This window comes from Sinorhizobium sojae CCBAU 05684, from assembly GCF_002288525.1.
In the GTDB taxonomy this organism is placed as follows: Bacteria; Pseudomonadota; Alphaproteobacteria; order Rhizobiales; family Rhizobiaceae; genus Sinorhizobium; species Sinorhizobium sojae.
On the sequence record NZ_CP023067.1, the window covers coordinates 566,949 to 586,530 of the forward strand.

Annotated in this window: 19 protein-coding genes; 10 read left to right on the forward strand and 9 right to left on the reverse strand. The window is 62.9% G+C overall.

The annotated features are described in order from the left end of the window. Positions 1-8 precede the first annotated feature (8 nt). Both SJ05684_RS02730 and SJ05684_RS02735 read right to left on the reverse strand, forming a co-directional pair. On the reverse strand, positions 9-764 hold the full coding sequence (locus SJ05684_RS02730) for a phosphoadenylyl-sulfate reductase (RefSeq protein WP_034852294.1): 756 nt from the start codon (positions 762-764) through the stop codon (positions 9-11). 154 nt (positions 765-918) lie between these two features. Then, positions 919-2,271, reverse strand: coding sequence for a chloride channel protein (locus tag SJ05684_RS02735; protein ID WP_034852296.1), 1,353 nt, complete (start codon positions 2,269-2,271; stop codon positions 919-921). Positions 2,272-2,477: 206 nt separating this feature from the next. Between SJ05684_RS02735 and SJ05684_RS02740 the strand changes: the two genes are divergently transcribed. Then, positions 2,478-2,855 carry a DUF6152 family protein gene (locus SJ05684_RS02740; RefSeq protein WP_050979932.1) on the forward strand — a complete coding sequence of 126 codons (378 nt, stop codon included), beginning with the start codon at positions 2,478-2,480 and terminating at the stop codon, positions 2,853-2,855. After that, complete coding sequence (locus SJ05684_RS02745; protein WP_034852300.1) at positions 2,855-3,340, forward strand: DUF6644 family protein; 486 nt, start codon at positions 2,855-2,857, stop codon at positions 3,338-3,340. Before SJ05684_RS02740 ends, SJ05684_RS02745 begins: the two co-directional genes overlap by 1 nt. Before the next feature lie 2 nt (positions 3,341-3,342). Here the strand turns inward: SJ05684_RS02745 and betA are convergent, their stop codons facing one another. The 3 genes from betA to betI form a co-directional block, all read right to left on the reverse strand. Then, positions 3,343-4,992, reverse strand: a complete 1,650-nt coding sequence (gene betA, locus SJ05684_RS02750) for a choline dehydrogenase (RefSeq protein ID WP_034852302.1) — start codon at positions 4,990-4,992, stop codon at positions 3,343-3,345. A gap of 144 nt (positions 4,993-5,136) precedes the next feature. Then, entirely contained in the window at positions 5,137-6,600 is a 1,464-nt protein-coding gene (gene betB, locus SJ05684_RS02755) for a betaine-aldehyde dehydrogenase (protein ID WP_034852303.1), read from the reverse strand. 131 nt (positions 6,601-6,731) lie between these two features. Then, on the reverse strand, positions 6,732-7,337 hold the full coding sequence (gene betI / locus SJ05684_RS02760) for a transcriptional regulator BetI (RefSeq protein ID WP_034852305.1): 606 nt from the start codon (positions 7,335-7,337) through the stop codon (positions 6,732-6,734). 147 nt (positions 7,338-7,484) lie between these two features. Here betI and SJ05684_RS02765 point away from each other — a divergent pair, with 147 nt between their 5' ends. Next, positions 7,485-8,036: an HdeD family acid-resistance protein gene (locus tag SJ05684_RS02765; RefSeq protein ID WP_034852307.1), complete on the forward strand. Its 552-nt coding sequence runs from the start codon at positions 7,485-7,487 to the stop codon at positions 8,034-8,036. Between the two features lie 206 nt (positions 8,037-8,242). After that, positions 8,243-9,259, forward strand: a complete 1,017-nt coding sequence (locus SJ05684_RS02770) for an NAD(P)H-quinone oxidoreductase (protein WP_172901108.1) — start codon at positions 8,243-8,245, stop codon at positions 9,257-9,259. Positions 9,260-9,561: 302 nt separating this feature from the next. On the opposite strand, the gene SJ05684_RS02775 is transcribed toward SJ05684_RS02770, so the two are convergent. After that, complete coding sequence (locus SJ05684_RS02775) at positions 9,562-10,299, reverse strand: DUF3750 domain-containing protein (RefSeq protein WP_034852462.1); 738 nt, start codon at positions 10,297-10,299, stop codon at positions 9,562-9,564. Positions 10,300-10,366: 67 nt separating this feature from the next. Between SJ05684_RS02775 and SJ05684_RS02780 the strand changes: the two genes are divergently transcribed. Then, entirely contained in the window at positions 10,367-11,374 is a 1,008-nt protein-coding gene (locus tag SJ05684_RS02780) for an asparaginase (RefSeq protein ID WP_034852309.1), read from the forward strand. Positions 11,375-11,397: 23 nt separating this feature from the next. Here SJ05684_RS02780 and SJ05684_RS02785 read toward each other — a convergent pair whose 3' ends face one another. After that, positions 11,398-12,147, reverse strand: coding sequence for a DeoR/GlpR family DNA-binding transcription regulator (locus tag SJ05684_RS02785; protein ID WP_034852311.1), 750 nt, complete (start codon positions 12,145-12,147; stop codon positions 11,398-11,400). A gap of 88 nt (positions 12,148-12,235) precedes the next feature. Here SJ05684_RS02785 and SJ05684_RS02790 point away from each other — a divergent pair, with 88 nt between their 5' ends. The 3 genes from SJ05684_RS02790 to SJ05684_RS02805 all read left to right on the forward strand — a co-directional run bounded on the left by SJ05684_RS02790 (position 12,236) and on the right by SJ05684_RS02805 (position 14,685). Further along, complete coding sequence (locus tag SJ05684_RS02790; RefSeq protein WP_034852463.1) at positions 12,236-12,607, forward strand: NUDIX hydrolase; 372 nt, start codon at positions 12,236-12,238, stop codon at positions 12,605-12,607. Positions 12,608-12,702: 95 nt separating this feature from the next. Continuing rightward, entirely contained in the window at positions 12,703-13,323 is a 621-nt protein-coding gene (locus tag SJ05684_RS02795) for a glutathione S-transferase family protein (protein ID WP_034852465.1), read from the forward strand. Between the two features lie 426 nt (positions 13,324-13,749). Beyond that, complete coding sequence (locus SJ05684_RS02805) at positions 13,750-14,685, forward strand: LysR substrate-binding domain-containing protein (RefSeq protein ID WP_034852316.1); 936 nt, start codon at positions 13,750-13,752, stop codon at positions 14,683-14,685. Here the strand turns inward: SJ05684_RS02805 and SJ05684_RS02810 are convergent. Next, the gene (locus SJ05684_RS02810; protein WP_034852318.1) at positions 14,645-15,304 is read right to left on the reverse strand and encodes a glutathione S-transferase family protein; all 660 of its coding nucleotides are present in this window, start codon (positions 15,302-15,304) and stop codon (positions 14,645-14,647) included. The two genes, SJ05684_RS02805 and SJ05684_RS02810, sit on opposite strands and share 41 nt — an antisense overlap. A 287-nt stretch (positions 15,305-15,591) precedes the next feature. Between SJ05684_RS02810 and SJ05684_RS02815 the strand changes: the two genes are divergently transcribed. Together SJ05684_RS02815 and SJ05684_RS02820 are read left to right on the forward strand one after the other, a co-directional pair. Next, the gene (locus tag SJ05684_RS02815) at positions 15,592-17,919 is read left to right on the forward strand and encodes a sensor domain-containing protein (RefSeq protein WP_034852466.1); all 2,328 of its coding nucleotides are present in this window, start codon (positions 15,592-15,594) and stop codon (positions 17,917-17,919) included. A 336-nt stretch (positions 17,920-18,255) separates the two neighbouring features. Next, positions 18,256-19,026 carry a L,D-transpeptidase family protein gene (locus SJ05684_RS02820; protein ID WP_034852320.1) on the forward strand — a complete coding sequence of 257 codons (771 nt, stop codon included), beginning with the start codon at positions 18,256-18,258 and terminating at the stop codon, positions 19,024-19,026. A gap of 19 nt (positions 19,027-19,045) precedes the next feature. Here the strand turns inward: SJ05684_RS02820 and SJ05684_RS02825 are convergent, their stop codons facing one another. Beyond that, positions 19,046-19,522: a MarR family winged helix-turn-helix transcriptional regulator gene (locus SJ05684_RS02825; RefSeq protein ID WP_034852322.1), complete on the reverse strand. Its 477-nt coding sequence runs from the start codon at positions 19,520-19,522 to the stop codon at positions 19,046-19,048. Between the last annotated feature and the right edge of the window lie 60 nt (positions 19,523-19,582).

Here is a 19,582-nt window from a genome sequence, read left to right on the forward strand (position 1 = left end):
CCTGTCGCTCAGGCGGCACCGCTTGCATTCGGGATTATGGATGAAGCCGCGTCCGCGACGTGCAGCCCGCATTCGCGCTTCTCGTCGTTTTCCCACCACCAGCGGCCGGCGCGCTCAGGCTCTCCGGGTTTGATGGCGCGCGTGCAGGGCTCGCAGCCGATCGACGGATAGCCGCGGTTGTGCAGCGGGTTGACCGGAATGGCCTCGGCCGCGACATGGGCGTGGATCGCCTCGATGTCCCAGTCGGCGAGCGGGTTGATCTTGATCAGGCCGCGCTCGAGGTCAGCCTCGGCAAAGGGCGTGGTGGCGCGGTTGCCCGATTGGCCGCGGCGGAGCCCCGTGATCCAGTAGCTTGCCTCTTCGAGCGCGCGCGCAAGCGGCTTCAACTTGCGCACGCCGCAACAGGCATGCCGGGCTTCGACGCTCTCGTAGAAGCCGTTCATGCCGTATTGCGCCACATAGGCCTCAATGTCGGCCTTTTCCGGATGGAAGCGCCTGATCGCGATGCCGTAGGTTTCCTCGGTTTCGTCGATGAGCGCGACCGTCTCGTTGAAGAGGCGGCCGGTCGCGAGGGTGACGACATCGATGTCGAGGCGATTGGTGCCGATGGCGGCGGTAATGACCTGGTCCTCGATGCCGAGCGAGGTCGTGAAGACGGCACGGCCGTCGAGGCCGGCGATATGCGCAAGCCGCCCGGCAAGATCCAGGGCTTCCAGCTCTTCATTCAACGCTTGCGCTTTGGCTTCGAGGGATTGCGTGGTCATGGCTCGATCCTGTTGCAATGTGCACGGAATATCGCAGCCGTTCGTGACAAAGGACAGAAATAGCGGTTTCTAATGCCCCGCTATCGGAGCAAATATCTCTCTGATCCCCAGGAGCCTTGAAAAAGGCCACCGGCGGCCGGCAAGCGCGCTGGGCTTATTGCGCGGCGGACTCGCTCCCGGCGCTACTCCGGCGCAAGAGAATGCTCTGGGCGACGAAGGTTCTGGAAAGGCCGTGATAGAGAGGCTCGGGCGAAATCAGCCGCGCGGTGACATAGCCGAGCATCGAAGCGGCCATCAGCGGGATGACGCCCTGATGATTGCCCGTCATTTCCATGATGATGACGAAGGCCGTCATGGGAGCCTGAACGGTTCCGGCGAAGTAGCCGGCCATTCCGAGCACGGCTCCGAGCGCGATGCTGGTACCGAGGAGCGAACTCAAGCTGCTGCCGAGGCCGGCGCCGATGGCGAGGGAAGGTGCGAAAATGCCGCCGGGAATTCCGGAGATCATCGCCGCGAAACCTGCGAGCAATTTGCCGAGGAAGAAGAAGAAAGGCAGGGGCTCGCCGCCAACGGCGGCATGGGCCTGCTCGTAGCCCGTCCCGAAGGTCGCGCCGCCCGAAACGACGCCGATCACGGCGGTGACAAGGCCGCAGCCGCCGGCGAGCATCAGCATGCGTTTCAGCGGCTCCGGCTGGGTCCAGCGGCGGATGCGCCGCGTCAGCCGGAGGCTTGCCACGCTGAAGCCGGCGCCGAGCAAGCCGCCGCCAACGCCGCAGGCGACGATGAGCAAAAAGTCCCGGGCGCCGCTTGCCGTCACAGAGGCGGTGCCGAAATAGGTATAGTTTCCCGAGAGGCCCAGCGCTGCGAGGCCCGACAGGATGACGGCCGTCAGCACGAGCCCGTTGGCGCGGGACTCGTAGGTCCGGCTCATTTCCTCGATCGCGAAGACGATGCCGGCAAGCGGCGTGTTGAACGCGGCCGCGATGCCTGCGGCGGAACCGGCAAGGATCAGTCCGCGCGCCTGCGCCATGCCGCCCCAGCGGGCGGCCTGCAGCATGATCGACGCGCCGACCTGGACGGTCGGTCCTTCGCGCCCGATCGAGGCCCCACCGAAAAGACCGAGCACCGTAAGCAGGATTTTCCCGAAGGCAAGCCGCAGCGACAGGAGCCTCGCACGGTCCTGCGCCCCCTGCAGCTTGCGCGCTGCGATCGCCTGCGGGATGCCGCTGCCTTGCGCATTCGGAAAAAAACGGATGGCGAGCCAGGCCGAGAGCACGAAGACTGCCGGCGTCATCAGAAGCGGCAGCAGGAAGCCCCATCTGCCGCTCTCCGTCAGCCCGTGAAACGCGTGCTGCGCCCAATCGGCGAATTCGGCGAAGGCGACGCTGATGATCCCGATTGCGATGGCCCCCGCCCAGAAGACGAGCCTCGGCCGCCAGACGTCATAGGAACCCCAAAAGACCTTGGAACGGCGGAGCAGCTTGGATTTCATGTAGGCAGAAGGCATGTCGCCTTCTTAACGGCGATCTTCGCCAGGCACAAATCCGAGAAGCCGAATTCGGCCGGTGAGGGCGATTGGCTGGGAGGCGTGGCGCATCGCCCACACCTCTGTCTGCTCGGAACGGATCGCCGTTCAACAAACGGTGAGCGTGCTGTTCTTCCCTCCGCCGCGCTCCAAGTTCAGGAAATCAATCTGGAAAGGAAGGAAAGACAATGTTGTCCTCACGCATTCCCATGGCCGGCCTGCTTGGCCTGCTCTTCGTTTCGGGAGCCTATGCGCATCATGGTTGGTCCTGGGCAGAGGCCGACCAAGTCGAACTTTCCGGCATGATCCGGGAAATTTCCATGGCGCCGCCTCATCCGACGCTGCAGGTGGAGACGCAAAATGATGGCGTATGGCGAGTCGAACTCGGCAATCCGCGGCTCACCCAACGCTCCGGCTTCGTCGAAGGTGTCGCCAAGGTCGGCGATCCGATCGTGGTGCTCGGCAATCGCTCGCTCGACCCGAACGAAAAACGGATGAAGGCGGTGCGGATCACCGTGGCCGGAAAGGTCTACGACATCTATCCGGATCGGATACAGACGAACTGATGGATGCGGTGGCGGTATTCGAGTGGATCGAAGGGTTGCCGTTCGCCGTGGCGATCCGGCGCTCTGCAACGCTCTATATCTTCGTGAACGCCGCCCATATCCTGTCGATCGGAATCATCATCGGCTCGATCCTGCCGCTGGACCTGAGGCTGATCGGTCTCTTCAAGACAGTTCCGGTGGAGGTGATCGGGCCGTTTCTCTCGCGCGCGGCGGTAACCGGCATTGTTCTGACGATCATCACCGGCTTCTGCCTCTTCAGCGTCCGCCCACTCGAATATGCCGGCAATGCCGCGTTTCTGGCCAAGATGACGCTGCTCGCCCTCGGGGTGGCCAACGCAACTCTGTTGCACCTGACGCCAGAGTGGCGCACCGCCGTGAAGGGCGGTCCGCTTTCCTTGCGGGTCCGCCTTTCGGGCTTGCTTTCGCTGCTGGTCTGGACCGGAGCGCTCCTTGCCGGCCGTTGGATCGGTTTTGTCCTGGAATAGAATTACCGGTCGCTGAGCGCCCAGCGCGGATTGATCCAAGGCTCCTGGTTGGAGCGGGCTAGCGGCTGCTTGCCGAGGATATGGTCGGCGGCCTTCTCGCCGGTCATGATGGAGGGGCCGTTGAGATTGCCATAGGTGATGTGCGGGAAGACCGAGGAATCGGCGACGCGCAATCCGTCGACGCCGATCACCCGCGTTTCCGGATCGACGACGGCCATCGGATCGTCCTTCGAACCCATCTTGCAGGTGCCGCACGGATGATAGGCGCTTTCCAGGTGCTCGCGCAGGAAGGCGTCGATCTCCTCGTCCGTTTGCACATTTTCGCCCGGTTGGATTTCCGGTCCGCGATAGAGGTCGAAGGCCTTCTGACTGAAGATCTCGCGCGTGAGCCGCACGCAGTGGCGGAATTTCTCCCAGTCCTCGGGGTGGCTCATATAGTTGAAGCGGATCACCGGGTCCGCTTTGGCCTCGGAGGAGCGCAGCGTTACACTGCCGCGCGACTTCGACAGGTTGTAGCCGACGTGCACCTGGAAGCCGTGCGTGTTCGCCGCCGCCTTGCCGTCATAGCTGATCGCCACCGGCAGGAAGTGGTACTGGATGTCGGGCTGCCTGACGCCGGGCGCCGAGCGCAGGAAGGCGCAGGCTTCGAACTGGTTGGAAATGCCGAGACCGGACTTGAAGAACATCCATTGCGCACCGGCGACCCCCTGCCAGAACCAAGGGAGCCAGGAATAGAGCGAGACCGGCTTGGTGCTGATCTGCTGGAAATAAAATTCCATGTGGTCCTGCAGGTTCTGTCCCACGCCCGGGCGATCGAGCTTCACCTCGATGCCCATCTCCTTCAGATGTTCGGCCGGGCCGATGCCGGAGAGCATCAAGAGCTTCGGTGAATTGAAAGAGGAGGCGGAAACGATCACCTCGCGATTGGCCCTGACCACTTCGATGCGACCCCCGCGCTCGATCTCGACGCCGGTGGCGCGGCCATTCTCGATGACGACCCTGCGGGCGAAGCAGCGGACGAGCTCGACATTCGGGCGCTTCAGCGCCGGCTTCAGATAGGCGGAAGCCGCCGACCAGCGCCGGCCTTTCCACGTCGTCTGCTCCATCAGACCGAAGCCTTCCTGCTTCGAGCCATTGTAATCCTGCGTCGGTTCGAACCCGGCCTGCTTTCCCGCTTCGATGAAGGCGTGGAAGAGCGGGTTCTTGACCGGGCCGCGCTGGATATGCAGCGGACCGTCGGTCCCGCGCCAGCCCTCCTCGCCGCCATGCGAGTTCTCCATCCGCTTGAAATAGGGCAGCACATCCGCATAGGCCCAGCCCTTGGCGCCGAGTTCTTCCCAGCGGTTGAAGTCCTCCGCGTGTCCGCGCACATAGACCATGCCGTTGATCGAGGAGGAGCCGCCGATCACCTTGCCGCGGGGCGCGGTGATGCGCCGGTTGTTGAGCTGCGGCTCCGGCTCCGAAAGATAGCCCCAATTATAGCGGTTCATGCTCATCGGCCAGGCAAGTGCTGCCGGCATCTGGATGAAGGGACCGATATCCGTGCCGCCGAACTCCAGCACGATGACTGAATGCTTGCCGTCTTCCGACAGACGATAGGCGAGCGCCGAGCCTGCCGAACCGGAACCGACGATGATGAAATCTGCCTGCATGCGAATTTCTCTCTTGTATTTGGATGCCCCTCATCCGGCTGCCACCACCTTCTCCCCGCTTGCCGGGAGAAGGGGTATGCCGCCCCCTCCAGTCCTCTCCCCGCGAGCAGGGAGAGGACTGGAGGGGGAGGGCAAGTCAACGCATCAATACGGCGCCTCGACCGGACCCATGCCGACATAGACGGTCTTGAGCTCGGTATAGTGGTTGAGCGCCGCGACCGAATTCTCCCGTCCGAAGCCGGATTGCTTCGATCCGCCGAAGGGGATCTCGACCGGGCAGAGATTATAGGTGTTGATCCAGAGCGTGCCGGCCTCGAGCCGATCAACGACGCGGTGGGCGCGCGTGAGGTCGGCGGTGAAGACGCCGGCGGAAAGGCCGAATTCGGTCGCGTTCGCCCGGGCGACGACCTCCGCCTCGTCGTCGAAATCGAGCACGCACATGACCGGACCGAAGATTTCCTCGCGCGCGATCGTCATCTCGTCGGTGACGTCTGCAAAGACTGTCGGCTGGATATAGGTGCCTTCGCCGCTCACATGGTTCGGAATGCCGCCGCCGGTGACGAGCCGCGCGCCCTCCGCCTTGCCCTTCTCGGTATAGGAAAGCACCTTGTCGCGTTGCGCCTTGGAGACCATCGGCCCGAGCTGCGTCGCTTCGTCCATCGGGTCGCCGATGACGATCGCCTCGGTGCGCTCCTTCAGCCGCGCCAGGAAGGCTTCCTTGATCTTCTTCTGAACGAACACGCGGGTGCCGTTCGAGCAGACCTGGCCGGTCGAATAGAAGTTGCCGAGCATGGCGCCGCCGATGGCGCTTTCGAGGTCCGCATCGTCGAAGACGATCAGCGGCGACTTGCCGCCAAGCTCCATCGTCACGTGGCGAAGTCCGGCCGCGGCCGCCTCGTAGACCTTGCGGCCGGTCGGCACCGAACCCGTCAGCGACACCTTGGCGACGTCCTTATGATTGACGAGCAATGGCCCGGTCGATCGGTCGCCCTGGATGACGTTGAAGAGCCCCTTGGGCAGGCCCGCTTCGATCAAGATTTCGGCGATCTTCAGCGCACCGAGCGGTGTGTTTTCCGACGGCTTGAAGACCATGGCATTGCCGGCGACAAGCGCAGGCGCGCCCTTCCAGCAGGCGATCTGCTGCGGATAGTTCCAGGCGCCGATGCCGACACAAACGCCGAGCGGCACGCGCTTGGTATAGGCAAAATCGCCACCGAGCGGGATATAGTCGCCGTTGAGCGCCGCTGCCGCGACGCCGCCGAAAAATTCGAGGCTGTCTGCGCCGGACGTGGGGTCGGCGACGATCGTCTCCTGGATAGGCTTGCCGGTGTCGAGCGTCTCGAGCTCGGAAAGCTCGCGGTTGCGCTCGCGCATGATGTCGGCGGCACGCTTGAGAATGCGGCCGCGCGCCGTCGGGCTCATCGCCGCCCATTCCGGCTGCGCCCGCCTGGCGGCGGCGATTGCCCTTTCGACGATCGCCGGCGTCGCGGCATGCAGCCGCGCGATCACTTCGCCGGTCGCCGGATAGATGCTCTCGATCACCGTGCCGGCGGCGTCCTCGACATATTCCCCGTCGATGAAGTGCGAGGCTTTGGGTTGGGCTCTCATATCATTCTCCCCGCGGATAGCGTTTGGATTCGAATTTGTGTTTCAGCTTCTCTGTTTTTGCGCCTCACAAGGCCGAGGCGATGGCCCCTCATCCGGCTACCGCCACCCTCTCCCCGCGCGCGGAGAGAGGGCTAGGGTGAGGGGCAATCTTCGCGGTCGCTCGCCCGTAAATGCGCGTTCACGTAATCCTCCGTCAGCGCGATCGAAGCCTCTATGCTGATCGGCGCCGACTTCAGGCTTTGCCGGATGTAAAGCCCGTCGATCATGGCAGCCGTCCCTTCGGCAATGCGCTCCGCGTCGTTTGCCGGGCAAAGCGCCCTCAGGCTTGCCAGGAGATTGGAGCGCAGCCGCCGCGCGTAGACGACGAGCAGTCGGCGAACGTCTTCGGAGCGCTGCGCCTCTGAATAGAAGGCGAGCCAGGCGGCCACCGTTTCCGGCGCGAACTGATCGGCCCGGAAGCTGACGCGGATGAGCGCGCTCACCTTTTCTCGCGGCGTTCGCGCCGCCTTGAGTGCCGCGACGGCGTCCTGGCGCAACTGACCAAGCAGGCTGCGGATCGTTGCGATCAGCAATTGCTCCTTGCTGCCGAAATAGTGATGCGCGAGCGCCGGCGAGACGCCCGCCGTCCGGGCGATCTCGGACATGGTCACGGCCAGCGTGCCCTGACCGCCGATCACGCGAAGCGCCGCATCGACCAGCGCCTTTCGGCGCACCGGCTCCATCCCCACCTTCGGCATCCCAGGCCTCCTTTGACGATCATCAGTCTATTTTTGATTGACTCATCAATCAACAAAAATCTTTGCGCCTTTCCGCTTTCTTTTTGCCGGGAAATCCGGCTCAATCATGGGATAGCGCGCGCGCAACTGCGGGACTGGAGGTTGAAGATGGCGACCAACAGGTTCGAAGCTGGCAACGGAGACGCCGTTGCAGGAAAATGGGCATGGTTCGTCGCGCTCGGTGTGCTTCTGATCATGGCCGGCGGTATTGCCTTCGGTAATCTGCTGATGGCGACGGTTGCCTCCGTCTATTACGTCGGCGTCATCATGCTCATCGGCGGCCTGCTCAATCTCGGCCAGGCCTTTCGCGTCAAGGACTGGGGAGGCTTTATCTACTGGATGCTGAGCGGCGCCTTCTACGCGGCGGCTGGACTCTTCACATTCGTCAACCCGCTGCTCGCTTCCTCGGTGCTCACTCTCCTGCTGGCGATAGCGTTGATCGCCGCCGGCGCGTTCCGCGTCTGGGTCGGCTTCCGGCTGAGCCCCCTTGCAGGCTGGGGCTGGATCCTTATCGGCGGCCTGTTCACCCTCGTGGCCGGTCTGGTCATCGCCGCCGGCTGGCCGGTCGACAGCCTCTGGATTCTGGGGCTGCTGCTGTCGGTCGATCTCGTCATGCAGGGACTGGCGCTGATCGCTTTCGGTGTCCTCGTGAAAAGCTAGTCTCAGATGGGGGCGCAATGATTGACGGCGGTTGGCGGGCCTGCCCACCGTCTGACGCTTCAAGCAGGCGATCCTCGACGGCGACCAGACGCGCTACTTCTGCTATTGCCTTTCGACGACCAATGAGAGACGCACGAAAGACGCCCTTTCCGGAGTGACGAGCGGGCTATAGGTAATAGGCTGACTGTTGTTGCGAGGATGCCGTCATGAGCCTGCCGACCGAAATGCTCCCGACCGAAATGACCTATGTGGACCTCCGGAGTCCCGGCGGCGCTGAGAATATGGTGCTGGCGCGCGGTCGGCTGCCGCAGGTCGATCCCGGCGACATTCTCATCCGCGTCGAGGCGTTCGGCGTCAACCGGCCGGACGTTCTGCAGCGCAAGGGCGATTATCCGCCACCACCCGGCGCAAGCCCCATCCTCGGCCTTGAAGTGGCCGGCGAGGTCGTTGCGCTCGGAGACGGCGCCACGGGTTTCTCGGTCGGCGACAGGGTCTGCGCACTCGCCAATGGCGGCGGCTATGCCGAGTATTGTGTCGTGCCGGCGACGCAGGCGCTGCCCTTGCCGAAGGGCTACGACGCGGTGAAGGCGGCGGCCCTGCCGGAGACCTTCTTCACCGTCTGGGCCAACGTCTTCGACATGGCCGGCCTGAAACGGGGCGAGTCGATCCTCGTCCACGGCGGGTCGAGCGGCATCGGCACCACCGCGATCCAGCTTGCCAGAGCCTTCGGCGCCGAGGTGTTCGCCACAGCCGGCAGCGCCGCGAAATGCACGGCCTGCGAAACGCTCGGGGCGAAGCGGGCGATCAATTACCGTGAGGAGGACTTCAAGGATGTCGTGCTGGATGAAACCGGCAGGCGCGGCGTTGACGTCATCCTCGACATGGTCGGCGGGCGTTATTTCGGCCGCAATCTCGCGACCCTTGCCAAAGACGGCCGTCTGTCGATCATCGGTTTACTCGGCGGCGCGCGGGTCGAAGACGCCAATATAGCCGCGATCCTGACGAAGCGGCTGCATGTGATGGGCTCGGCCCTGAGGCCCCGTAGCGCAGCGGAAAAACAGGCGATCCGCGATCGGCTCGCCGAAAGGGTCTGGCCGCTTCTGGAGGCGGGCGAGGTGGCGCCCGTCATCCACGCCCTCATGCCCTTCGAGGAAATCGCCGACGCCCATCGCCTGATGGAGGAGGGCGGGCATATCGGCAAGATCGTGATGCGGATAGCCTGAAGGCGAAATGCGGAAGACTTGCGCGCCGCCGGTTTGAGGCTTCAGGATATTATACGATAGTATCCCTTGTATCGCGGCACAATCCGCATACCTTGAATCCATCGGCAACAAATAGAAAGGAAGGTGATCCAATGTCTAGTGAGATTTCGGTCTTCGTGACAGGCAGGGGAGAGGTGAAGGAGTCGAGGCAGCCCTCGCTCTGACCGCCGCCTTCCTTGGGGCCGTTCGGCCCGCCATCATGAGGCCAAAACTCATGGAAGGGTCGCCTAGCGCGGCCCTTTTCCTTTTCATGACGCCGTTACTCACATGCCCAGGCGACCCACCGCCGGTATCTTGATCCCCGGCCGTGCAATATCAATGCCGGCCACCAGCCCCATGAAATGCAGTTCCAGGCCGCTGCGCCAGCCGGCTGAGATGCCGGCAAGGCCATAGAGCGTCGCATGCAGATCGCGGCCATCGGCATCGATCTGGAAGAATTCGCCTTCCGGCAGGTAATCGCGCCCGACGGCGTCGGGCGGAAGCACTGCCCCGAGTTCTGGCACCGAGCGCAGAACATGCGCGACGAAGGTGTTGGAGTTCGGTCCCGGCCACAGGCGGTAGGCGCCGGGCGCGGAATAGGGATAGGCCGCAATCGCCTGCTCGACCTTCGGCATCAGGCGCTGGGCGTCCTCGCCCGTGATGGCTACGACGATGCGCGGCTCGTTCGAATACCAGCGGCCATCGGCCTGATAGGCATTCTTGCGGATCGGCTTGCCCCAGCCGACCTTTTCGTAGCGGTCATAGGAGGACGCGCCCTCGCTCTTGGTCACGATCCAGGCATGGCTTGCGACCGCACCCTTCATGCCGCCGGTCGTCGCCGAAAGAACGTATATCGCCGCGTCCGGGCTCTCTGTCGCTTGCGGCAGCACGCCGGCAGAGGACCAGTCCGCATCGCGCCAGCTCTGTGGCCGCTCCTTGAAATACCAAAGGCCCGCGGCCGAAAGCGTCGGAAGCAGGTAGATGGTGGCAAAGGCGAACAGGAGGCGGCGAAGTATTTTCATGGATGTCTTTGTTGCTATGGAATAGCTGATAGAAGCATAGCCGATCATGGAAATTTGAGGGCAGAACATGTCGAATCCCGTTTTGGTTGAAGTTACGCGTGGAGATTTGCTCGAAAGCCGCCACCGTGGTGCCGTCGTTGCCGTCGATGGCGACGGCAGGACCCTCTTCGCCGTCGGGGAGATGGAAGCGCCCGTGTTTCCGCGTTCGGCCTGCAAGGCGATGCAGGCCCTGCCGCTCGTGGAAAGCGGTGCCGCCGACGCCTACGGCTTCGGTGCCGAGGCACTGGCGCTTGCCTGTGCCTCCCATTCGGGCGAGCCGGAGCACGTGGCGCTCGCGTCCGAGATGTTGGCGGCGGCCGGCCGCGACGTCGGTGCGCTCGAATGCGGCGCGCATTGGTCGAACAACCAGGCGACACTGATCGAACAGGCGCGCACGCTGGAAAAGCCAAACGCGCTCTACAACAATTGCTCGGGCAAGCATGCGGGCTTCATCTGTGCCTGCTGCCATTCCGGTAACGACCCTGCCGGCTATGTCGGCTATGATCATCCGATACAGCGGGAGATCCGCAGCGTGATATCGCATCTGACCGGCGCCATTTTGGGCCGCGACAATTGCGGAATAGACGGTTGCTCGATCCCGACCTATGCGGTGCCGCTCAAGGGGCTGGCCCGCGGCTTCGCCAAAATGGCGACGGGAATCGGCCTCGAGCCACTGAGGGCCAGCGCTTCGAAGCGCCTGATCGACGCCTGCATGGCTGAACCGTTCTACGTGGCCGGCACCAAGCGCGCCTGCACGCGGCTGATGAAAACGGCGCCAGGCCGGATATTCGCCAAGACCGGTGCCGAGGGCGTCTTCTGCGCCGCGGTCCCGGAAAAGGGCATAGGCATCGCGCTCAAATGCGAGGACGGAGCGACCCGCGCCGCCGAGGCAATGGTGGCGGCAACGCTCGCGCGCTTCTTCGCGGACGAGCCGGAGATCCATGCGGCATTGATGGCGCAGGCCAACCGCCCGCTGCGCAACTGGAACGGCATGCATGTCGGCGACGTGCGGGTGTCGGCGCCTTTTACCGCGTGAGCCCCAAGCAAGCCCTTTTGCCGCTACGCAAAGAAAAGCGTCGTCGCGTCGCGACAGGGCGACAGGACCTCGTTTTCAATGTCTGCGGGCACGACGAGCGCCGCTAGATCATTCACGCTCATGATACGATGGGGTGAGGCTGCGCCGAATTTCTCTGCAGTGGCGAGCACGTAGGTTTCCGCCGATTGTCGGGCGATCGCCCGCTTGATCGTCGCCTCCTCATAGTCTCCCGTCGAAAGACCGTACGCCGGATGAATGGCGGTGACGCCCAGAAAGAAGACATCCACGCGGATCTGTTCGATGGCCGCAACCGCCGCTGCGCCGACTGCCACCATTGAATGCTTGTAGAGCCTGCCGCCGATCAGGATCACCTCGGCGTTGTGTTGTTCGAGTTCAGCGGCGATCGTCGGACTGTGCGTGACGATGGTCGCGCGCAGGTCACGGGGCAGGGCGCGAGCGATTTCCGCATTGGTCGTGCCGCCATCGAGAAAGATGGTTTGACCTGATTGAACAAGGCCTGCGGCCCGGCGGCCGAGCATGCGTTTGACGCCGCTCGCGATCGCCTGGCGGGCGGCGAAATCGGGAAGTGGTGGTGTGAGCGGCAGGGCACCCCCGTGAACGCGTTTCAACAGGCCTTCGGTCGCCATTTCCCTTAAGTCGCGGCGGATCGTGTCTTCCGAAAGGCCGAGTTCGTCGGCGAGCGCCTTGGCGACGATCTGTCCGTCGCGCGCGAGCCTTTCCGAAATCATCACCCGTCTCCGCGTCGTCAGCATGGAATCCTCCTTGACTCTTCACGATATCGCATGGATTTTCACGATATCCAAGGGATATCAGGAGACTTCGTGAAAACAGGAGATGCACATGCTCATTCTCATTGCTGGTCCTTACCGCTCGGGTACCGGAGACGACCCGTCGAAGATGGCTGCAAACCTCAAGCGTCTGGAGGAGCCGTCCTATGCGCTTTTCAAGGCCGGCCACGTGCCCATGATCGGTGAGTGGGTGGCCCTGCCCGTGTGGCATGCGGCGGGCGGAAGCCATGTTGGCGACGATCTCTATGAGAAGATTTTTCATCCGGTCGCCGGCAGGCTGCTTGGACTTTGCGACGCGGTGCTGCGGCTGCCGGGCGAATCCAAGGGGGCGGACAATGACGTGCGCCTTGCCCGTGAGCGCGGCATTCCGGTATATTACCGTCTTGGGGACGTGCCCGGCTGCGACCAGTTCCCGCCTGCATGATCGCAAGGCCCGGCGGATTGCCGCCGGACCTTTTTCGCCTTGTCAACCGCTGCGATTTCTTCTCTTCTGCTGTCAGATCAGCGGGAGGCACGATGATGCTGAAACTCTATTACGCGCCCGGTACTTGTTCACTCGCATCGCATATCGCGCTTGAGGAAACGGGTGCAGCCTATGAAGCTCAGCGGATCGACTTTTCCAAGGCCGAGCAGACCAAGCCCGAATATCTCGCCGTCAATCCCAAAGGTCGCGTCCCGGCGCTGGTAACCGATCGCGGGACGCTGACAGAAACGCCGGCGATCCTCACCTACATAGCGCAGAGCTTCCCCGAAGCCGGTCTCGCGCCGCTCGACGATCCGTTCGAATTCGCGCGGCTGCAATCCTTCCTGAGTTATCTCTGCTCGACGGTGCACGTGGCGCACGCCCATGCCCGCCGGGGCGCCCGCTGGGCGGACGATTCGGCCGCGCAGGAGGCGATGAAGGCGAAGGTGCCGCAGAACATGGCGGATTGCTTCTCCTTGATCGAGAGCCTGATGTTCACCGGCCCGTTTGTCATGGGCGAGACCTACACGATCGCCGATCCCTATCTCTTCACCATTGCTGGGTGGCTGGAGGGGGATGGTGTCGATCCGTCGCAATTTCCAAGAGTACTCGACCACCGTAACCAAATGGCCGAGCGTCCGGCGGTCGCCAAGGTGCTGACCGCCTTAGAAAGCTGACGCTATCGGCCGCGCTACAGCGCTGAGCGTCCCTTTCGGGCGCACAAGGGCGCCGTAGGCGGGAACCATGGCCGCGATTAGCGACAGTTGCAAGCGCTGTCGGCCGCGGCGCGCGGCCATGGCCAGCCGGGAAATGGCAGGTCGGCGAGTTCACGTTCCTTCATCCTCGCTAGGTCCGGATACTGCAGCGGATCGAGCAACCAATCCGCCGCCTCTTGGCAAGCGCCGCCGGACGGGTCGCTTGCGGGCTTTTGTATGGAGAAAAACTTAAACATGACGGCCACTCTTTCGATGCTGCCTGGCTTCTCGTTTGTATGGTGAAAGCCTGCGACTGTCGCGATGACCACAGGGTATCGAGGGAGATAATCCACCCGGCTGGAGGGGATTGCAATTGAGTTTGCTGGTTGTTTGGTTTAGGAAAACTATATGAGAGAGATCAACACGGTTCATCTGAACGGATTGCGCGCGGTCGAGGCTGTCGGCCGACTGGGCTCGCTTGCGGCAGCCGCGGACGAACTCGGCGTTACGCCCGGCGCGGTCAGTCAGCAGCTTGTGAAGACGGAAGCGCAGCTTGGGCGCGTGCTCTTCGAACGCTCGCCGCGCGGGCTCGCCGTCACGGAGGCCGGCCGGCCAATTCTGGCGCGCCTTTCACGGGCCTTTGCGGAGCTTGCGCAAGCGGTCGGCGAGGCACGCCGCCGCGACGAGTCGGTGCTGACGGTTTCTGTCGCGCCGATCTTTGCCGCCCGCTGGCTTGTCTATCGGTTGAACGGCTTTGCCGAGCGCCATCCGGACGTCCGGCTGAGGATCGATGCGACCACGAGGCTTGTCAGCCTTGATGCCTCGGACGTCGATCTCGGCATTCGCGTTGGCGCGGGGCGTTGGCCGGGAGTGCGTTCGGAACTGCTCCTGGAGCAGGAGGTCTTTCCGGTTTGCTCGCCGGCACTTGCCGCGGAACTACGCGAGCCGGCGGACATCCTGAAGCTGCCCGTGGTCGTCGACGAACATGCGATGTTTTCCTGGGATGTGTGGCTGAAATCCGTCGGGCTCGCTGGCGCCGAGATGAGCGTGCGCCACAGCTTCAACGACGCCTCGCTTGCGCTCGATGCCGCTATCGCCGGGCAGGGGGTCATGCTCGCCTGGCAAACACTGGCCGGCTACGCGGTGATGAAGGGCAGTCTGGTCGCGCCCTTCGGCATGCGCGCCAAGACCGGCTTTGGACATTATTTCGTGACCGCCACCTCTCGGCGTGAAAGCAAGGCGGCGCTCGCCTTCAAGCAATGGGTGCGCGAGGAGGTGGAGGAGGGAATGCGGCAGCTTGCGGCTATTCCGGCTCCTTCAGCCGCTCCTCCATCATCGCCTTGAAGGCAGGACGCGATTGACAGCGCGCGAGCCAGACCTTGACGCGTGGGTGCTTGTCGAAGAGCGCTGTCTGGCTCATGGCATAGCGGAAGACCTCGGCGAGGTTGAGATCGGCAACGGTGAAGCGATCGCCGATCACGTAATCGCGATCCTCAAGATGCGCCTCGAGAACGGCAAAGGCTTTCTCGAGCGACTGCGCGCAATTGGCGATGCACTCGCGCCCCTCCGGCGTTTCTTCGATGCCGCCATCATAGGCGAGCACGATCTGGACCGCGTGCGGTTCGACTTCGGTTGCCGCCCACATGGTCCAATTGCCGATCAGGCCTTCCTCGACGATGTCGGCCGGTGCCAGCGGGCCGCCATATTTGCGGGCGAGATAAAGGTTGTTGGCAAGCGACTCCGTCAGGATCAGCCCGCCGTCGTCGATCGCCGGGATGAGCCCCATGGGATTGACGGCGAGGAAGCTGGGTGAGCGGGTGTTGAGCGGCGCATCGGCAGCTAGCGGATCGGCGAGACGGCGTGCCTGGATCACTGGCACGGATGTGAAGGGGATGCCGAGTTCGCGTGCCATCCAGTAGTTACGCGACGCGCGCGATCGATAGACGCCATAAATCGTCAGCATCAACGATCCTCCTCTAAAGAGCGGCGGGCCTCTTCAAACGCGCCCATCATCCAACAGCGACCACCTGTCATAGGCCGTCGCCGCTGCTCTCGAAAGCCGCCGCCATTGATAGGCTCATGAAATCTTTTGATGTGAGTGGGATACGCTGCCGGACAAAGGGCCGGTTGTGTTCTTCGTGCATTCGCTCGCAACTACTGGACGATTTTTGCTGGTGAAATTTAGAGAAGTCTAACCTCTCTCCGTTAGACCAAGCTCGAAAACCAGATATGCTCCATCGGAGGCTTGGCTTGGCGAAAAAAATGTCCCGTAACAGCCGGTATGTCGAGCTTGATGCCGACCGCAACTCCGAGACGCGTCGCCTGATTGATGCCGGCAACCGGTTGGCGAAGGAAGTCGCACGTCTGTTCCCCTCCGAACCCGACCTCGCCGATCGCCATTACTGGCTCGAGACGATGATCAATCATGTCCCCGACTACATCTATGCCAAGGATGCCGAGGGGCGATTTCTTATCGCCAACGAGGCGACCGTCGCGGATAATGGTTTCAACGATCTGCAGGAATTGGTCGGCAAGACGGACTTCGACCTGCACCCGCCCGAATTTGCCGAGACCGTCTCCGAGACGGAGCGACGGGTGATCGAGACCGGTGAACCGATCTTCGGCATCGAGGAACGGGCGATCGTCACGAAAGGCTACGATCGCTGGCTGATGACCTCAAAGGTGCCTTTGCGCAACAAGCGCGGCAAGATCGTCGGCGTAGTCGGCATCTCGCGCGACATCTCCGAGCGGAAGGCGGCCGAACGTCTGCTCGAAGGGCAGGCGCGCTTGCTGGAAATGGTTGCGCGGGGCGAGCCGCTCGAGACGTTCTTCCACGAACTCGTCCGGCTGATCGAGCGGCTCATGTCGGGTATCAAGGGCTCGATCCTGCTACTTTCGGAGGATGGCCGGTATCTTCTGCAAGGGGCCGCACCCAGTCTTGACGAGACGTATTGTGCAGTCGTTCACGGCCTCGAGATCGGTCCGAATTCCGGCCCCTGTGGGACGGCTGCCTGGCGCGGTCAGCAGGTGATTGTCAGCGATATCCTCGCCGATCCGCTGTGGGAGGGCTGTGCCCATGTCGTGGAGCCCTTTGGCTTTCGCGCCTGTTGGTCGACGCCGATCTTCTCGCGCGGACGCAAGGTGCTCGGCACATTCGCGCTCTATTCGGGAGAGGCAGGCGCTCCAAACGATCAGCAGCAGGAACTGATCGCAATGGCTGCCCATCTCGCCGGCATTGCCATTGAGCGCAAGCGGGCCGAGGACAGGATCAGCTTCATGGCCCACCACGACGCCGTGACGGGGCTGCCCAACCGCGCCCTTTTCGAGGCGGAGGTTTCCGGCATGCTCGAGTCCATTCGCGGACGCGAACAATGGGCTGCCCTGGCTTTTCTCGACCTGGATAATTTCAAGCTGATCAATGACAATCTCGGCCACGCTGCGGGCGACGTCCTCCTGAAGGCCGTCGCCGGACGGATGCGTGCCGCCGTGCGCAAGACCGATGTGGTGGTCCGCGTCGGCGGCGACGAATTCATCATTCTCCTGAACGGCGTTCCAACCGACCGCGATCTCGTCCTGTCGCGGCTCGAGGATATTCGTACCGCGATCGCTCTGCCGGTCCAGCTTCAGGGCCGCAGTCTACAGGTCACTTGCAGCATGGGTGTCGCCTGCTATCCGAGTCATGGCCGGACGGCCAGCGAATTGCTCGCCAATGCCGATCTCGCCATGTACCGGGCAAAGGAGTTCGGCCGCAACAATCTCCAGGTCTTCACTGCGGAAATGGCGGCAAAGGCCCATGAAAAGCTACAATTGCAGGAAGCGCTGCGCGAGGCGATCGCGCGCGACGAATTCATCCTGCATTTCCAGCCGCAGATGAGCCTCGCCAGCGGTCGCATCTTCGCCGCCGAGGCGCTTCTGCGCTGGCAGCATCCGCAGCGCGGCTTGATCTCGCCGGCGACGTTCATTCCACTCGCCGAGGAGACCGGGCTCATCGTCCCCATCGGCGACTGGGTTCTCAGAGCCGCTTGCCGGCAGGCGAAGGCTTGGCAGGAGGCGGGCTTGCCGCCGCTGATCGTCAGCGTCAATGTCTCCGCGCGGCAATTTCGCGAACGCAACTGGGCCGCGCGCGTGGCGGCCGTGCTGGCGGAAACCGGCCTCCATGCGCGCTATCTGGAGCTCGAGTTGACCGAGAGTCTGATCATGCAGGACCTAGCTGGAGCGATCGCGACGATGCATGAGCTCGAGGCTATTGGTGTCCATCTCGCCATTGACGATTTCGGTACGGGATATTCGAGCCTCAGTGCACTCAAGCGCTTTCCCGTGAGCCGACTGAAGATCGATCGTTCCTTCGTCGAGGACATTCCTTCGGATCCCGATGACGAGGCGATCACGGCCGGGATCATCTCGCTCGCGCAGAAGCTTGGGCTGCGCGTGATCGCCGAAGGCGTCGAAACCGAGGCTCAGGTCGAATTCCTGCAGAAAAGCGGCTGCGACGAGATACAGGGTTATTTCTTGAGCCCGCCTCTGTCCTCCCGGGACTTCCAGGCGCTCTTGCAGGGCTGCGACGCCGACGGTGTCTGACGTTCATCGGCTTCTACTCGCGTGTCTCCGCTTTGAGGACAAGGAATTCAAAGGGCTACGGCGACCTTTTCGAGCCTGAAAGAAGCGCGGCGCTGCAGGACGGTGTCGTGATCGTGATCGCGATTTTTACTGACACAGGCCCAGTTGCAGCCGTAAATGCAAGTGTGGAGCGAGATTGGGGTTCAAGCGCTCCGCGTTCCGCCTGTCGATTGGATCGCGGTTTGGAATTGTTTCGAGGCAAGGCCATCGTGATCTGGTAGCAAGGAACGGGACGACGCGAATCATCACATTGTTCCGCACCTTCTTTTTTTGCTGCACCCAAACCGATAGAGTTCGATGTCATCGCTGCCTTTGTTTTCTCGCCGCCACTTCCTGCGCACCTCCGGGCTCGCAATCGCCTCCGCCGGGCTCGCAGGCTGCACGTCCTCCATGAATACCGACCGTTTTCGCCAGGAAACGATGCCCGTTTTCCGCAATCCTGCGCTTGAGCAGCACTGGGTCGAACCCGGCGGCGCTGTGCTCGAGGGGCCGGTGCCCACCGGCCTGCCGCCGCAGGATGGCTACTATGCGGAGGTCTACGCGGCGAGGGAGGATGGCGGATTTCTGATTCCGGCCGTACCCTATCGCCAGATCGACCCGCGTTTCTATCGTCAGGAGGTCAATGATCCTTTCGGCGAGGCTCCCGGGACGATCGTCGTCGACACGGCCGACCGTTATCTCTACCACGTCCAGCCGGGCGGCCGCGCGACGCGCTATGGGGTTGGTCTCGGGCGCGAGGGTTTCGCCTGGTCGGGACGCGGCGTGATACAGTGGAAGCAGAGATGGCCGAAATGGACGCCGCCTGGATCGATGATCGCCCGTCAGCCGGTTCTCGCAAAATATTCGGCCGATAATGGCGGCATGCCGGGGGGGCTCGACAACCCGCTCGGATCACGCGCCCTTTACATCTTCCAGAACGGCCAGGACACGCTGTATCGGGTACACGGCACGCCGGAATGGCAATCGATCGGCAAGGCCGTTTCCTCCGGTTGCGTACGCATGCTCAATCAGGACGTCATCGATCTTTATGATCGGGTGCGCGGCAGGGCGCCGATCCTCGTCGTCTGATAACCACGCGCGGAAATCGTCAGTCTCCGCTGCGGCTGTCAGCGAGCCGCTGTGTCAATCGGTGCAGCGCTCCGCGCAGTTCGCCCACTTCCTCCAGGCTACAGCCGGTTGCTTTGCCGATCTCTGCGAGGATACTGAAGGCCTCGGTCTTCAAGGCTCGGCCCTTTTCCGTAAGGCCGACAATGACTTGGCGCTCGTCGGCAGGGTCGCGCAGGCGGCGGACGTAGCCGGCCGCCTCCAGCCGCTTGAGGAGGGGCGAAAGCGTGCCCGAATCGAGACCCAACTCCTCGCCGATCCGCTTCACCGTCATGTCGTCCTGTTGCCAGAGGGCCAGCAGCACGAGATATTGGGGATAGGTAAGACCAAAGCGGTCGAGCAAAGGCTTGTAGGCGCGATTGAAGGCATGGGCGGCCGAATAGACGGCAAAGCAGAGCTGCTGGCCAAGCGCCAGCGCCTCGTCGGGCAAAGCATCGGATTTGGCCGTTTCGGTCTTCATTTTGTCATTGTCTCAAATTCGACGGGGCAACGCAATTTGCAAAATTAATTTGCGCGCGAT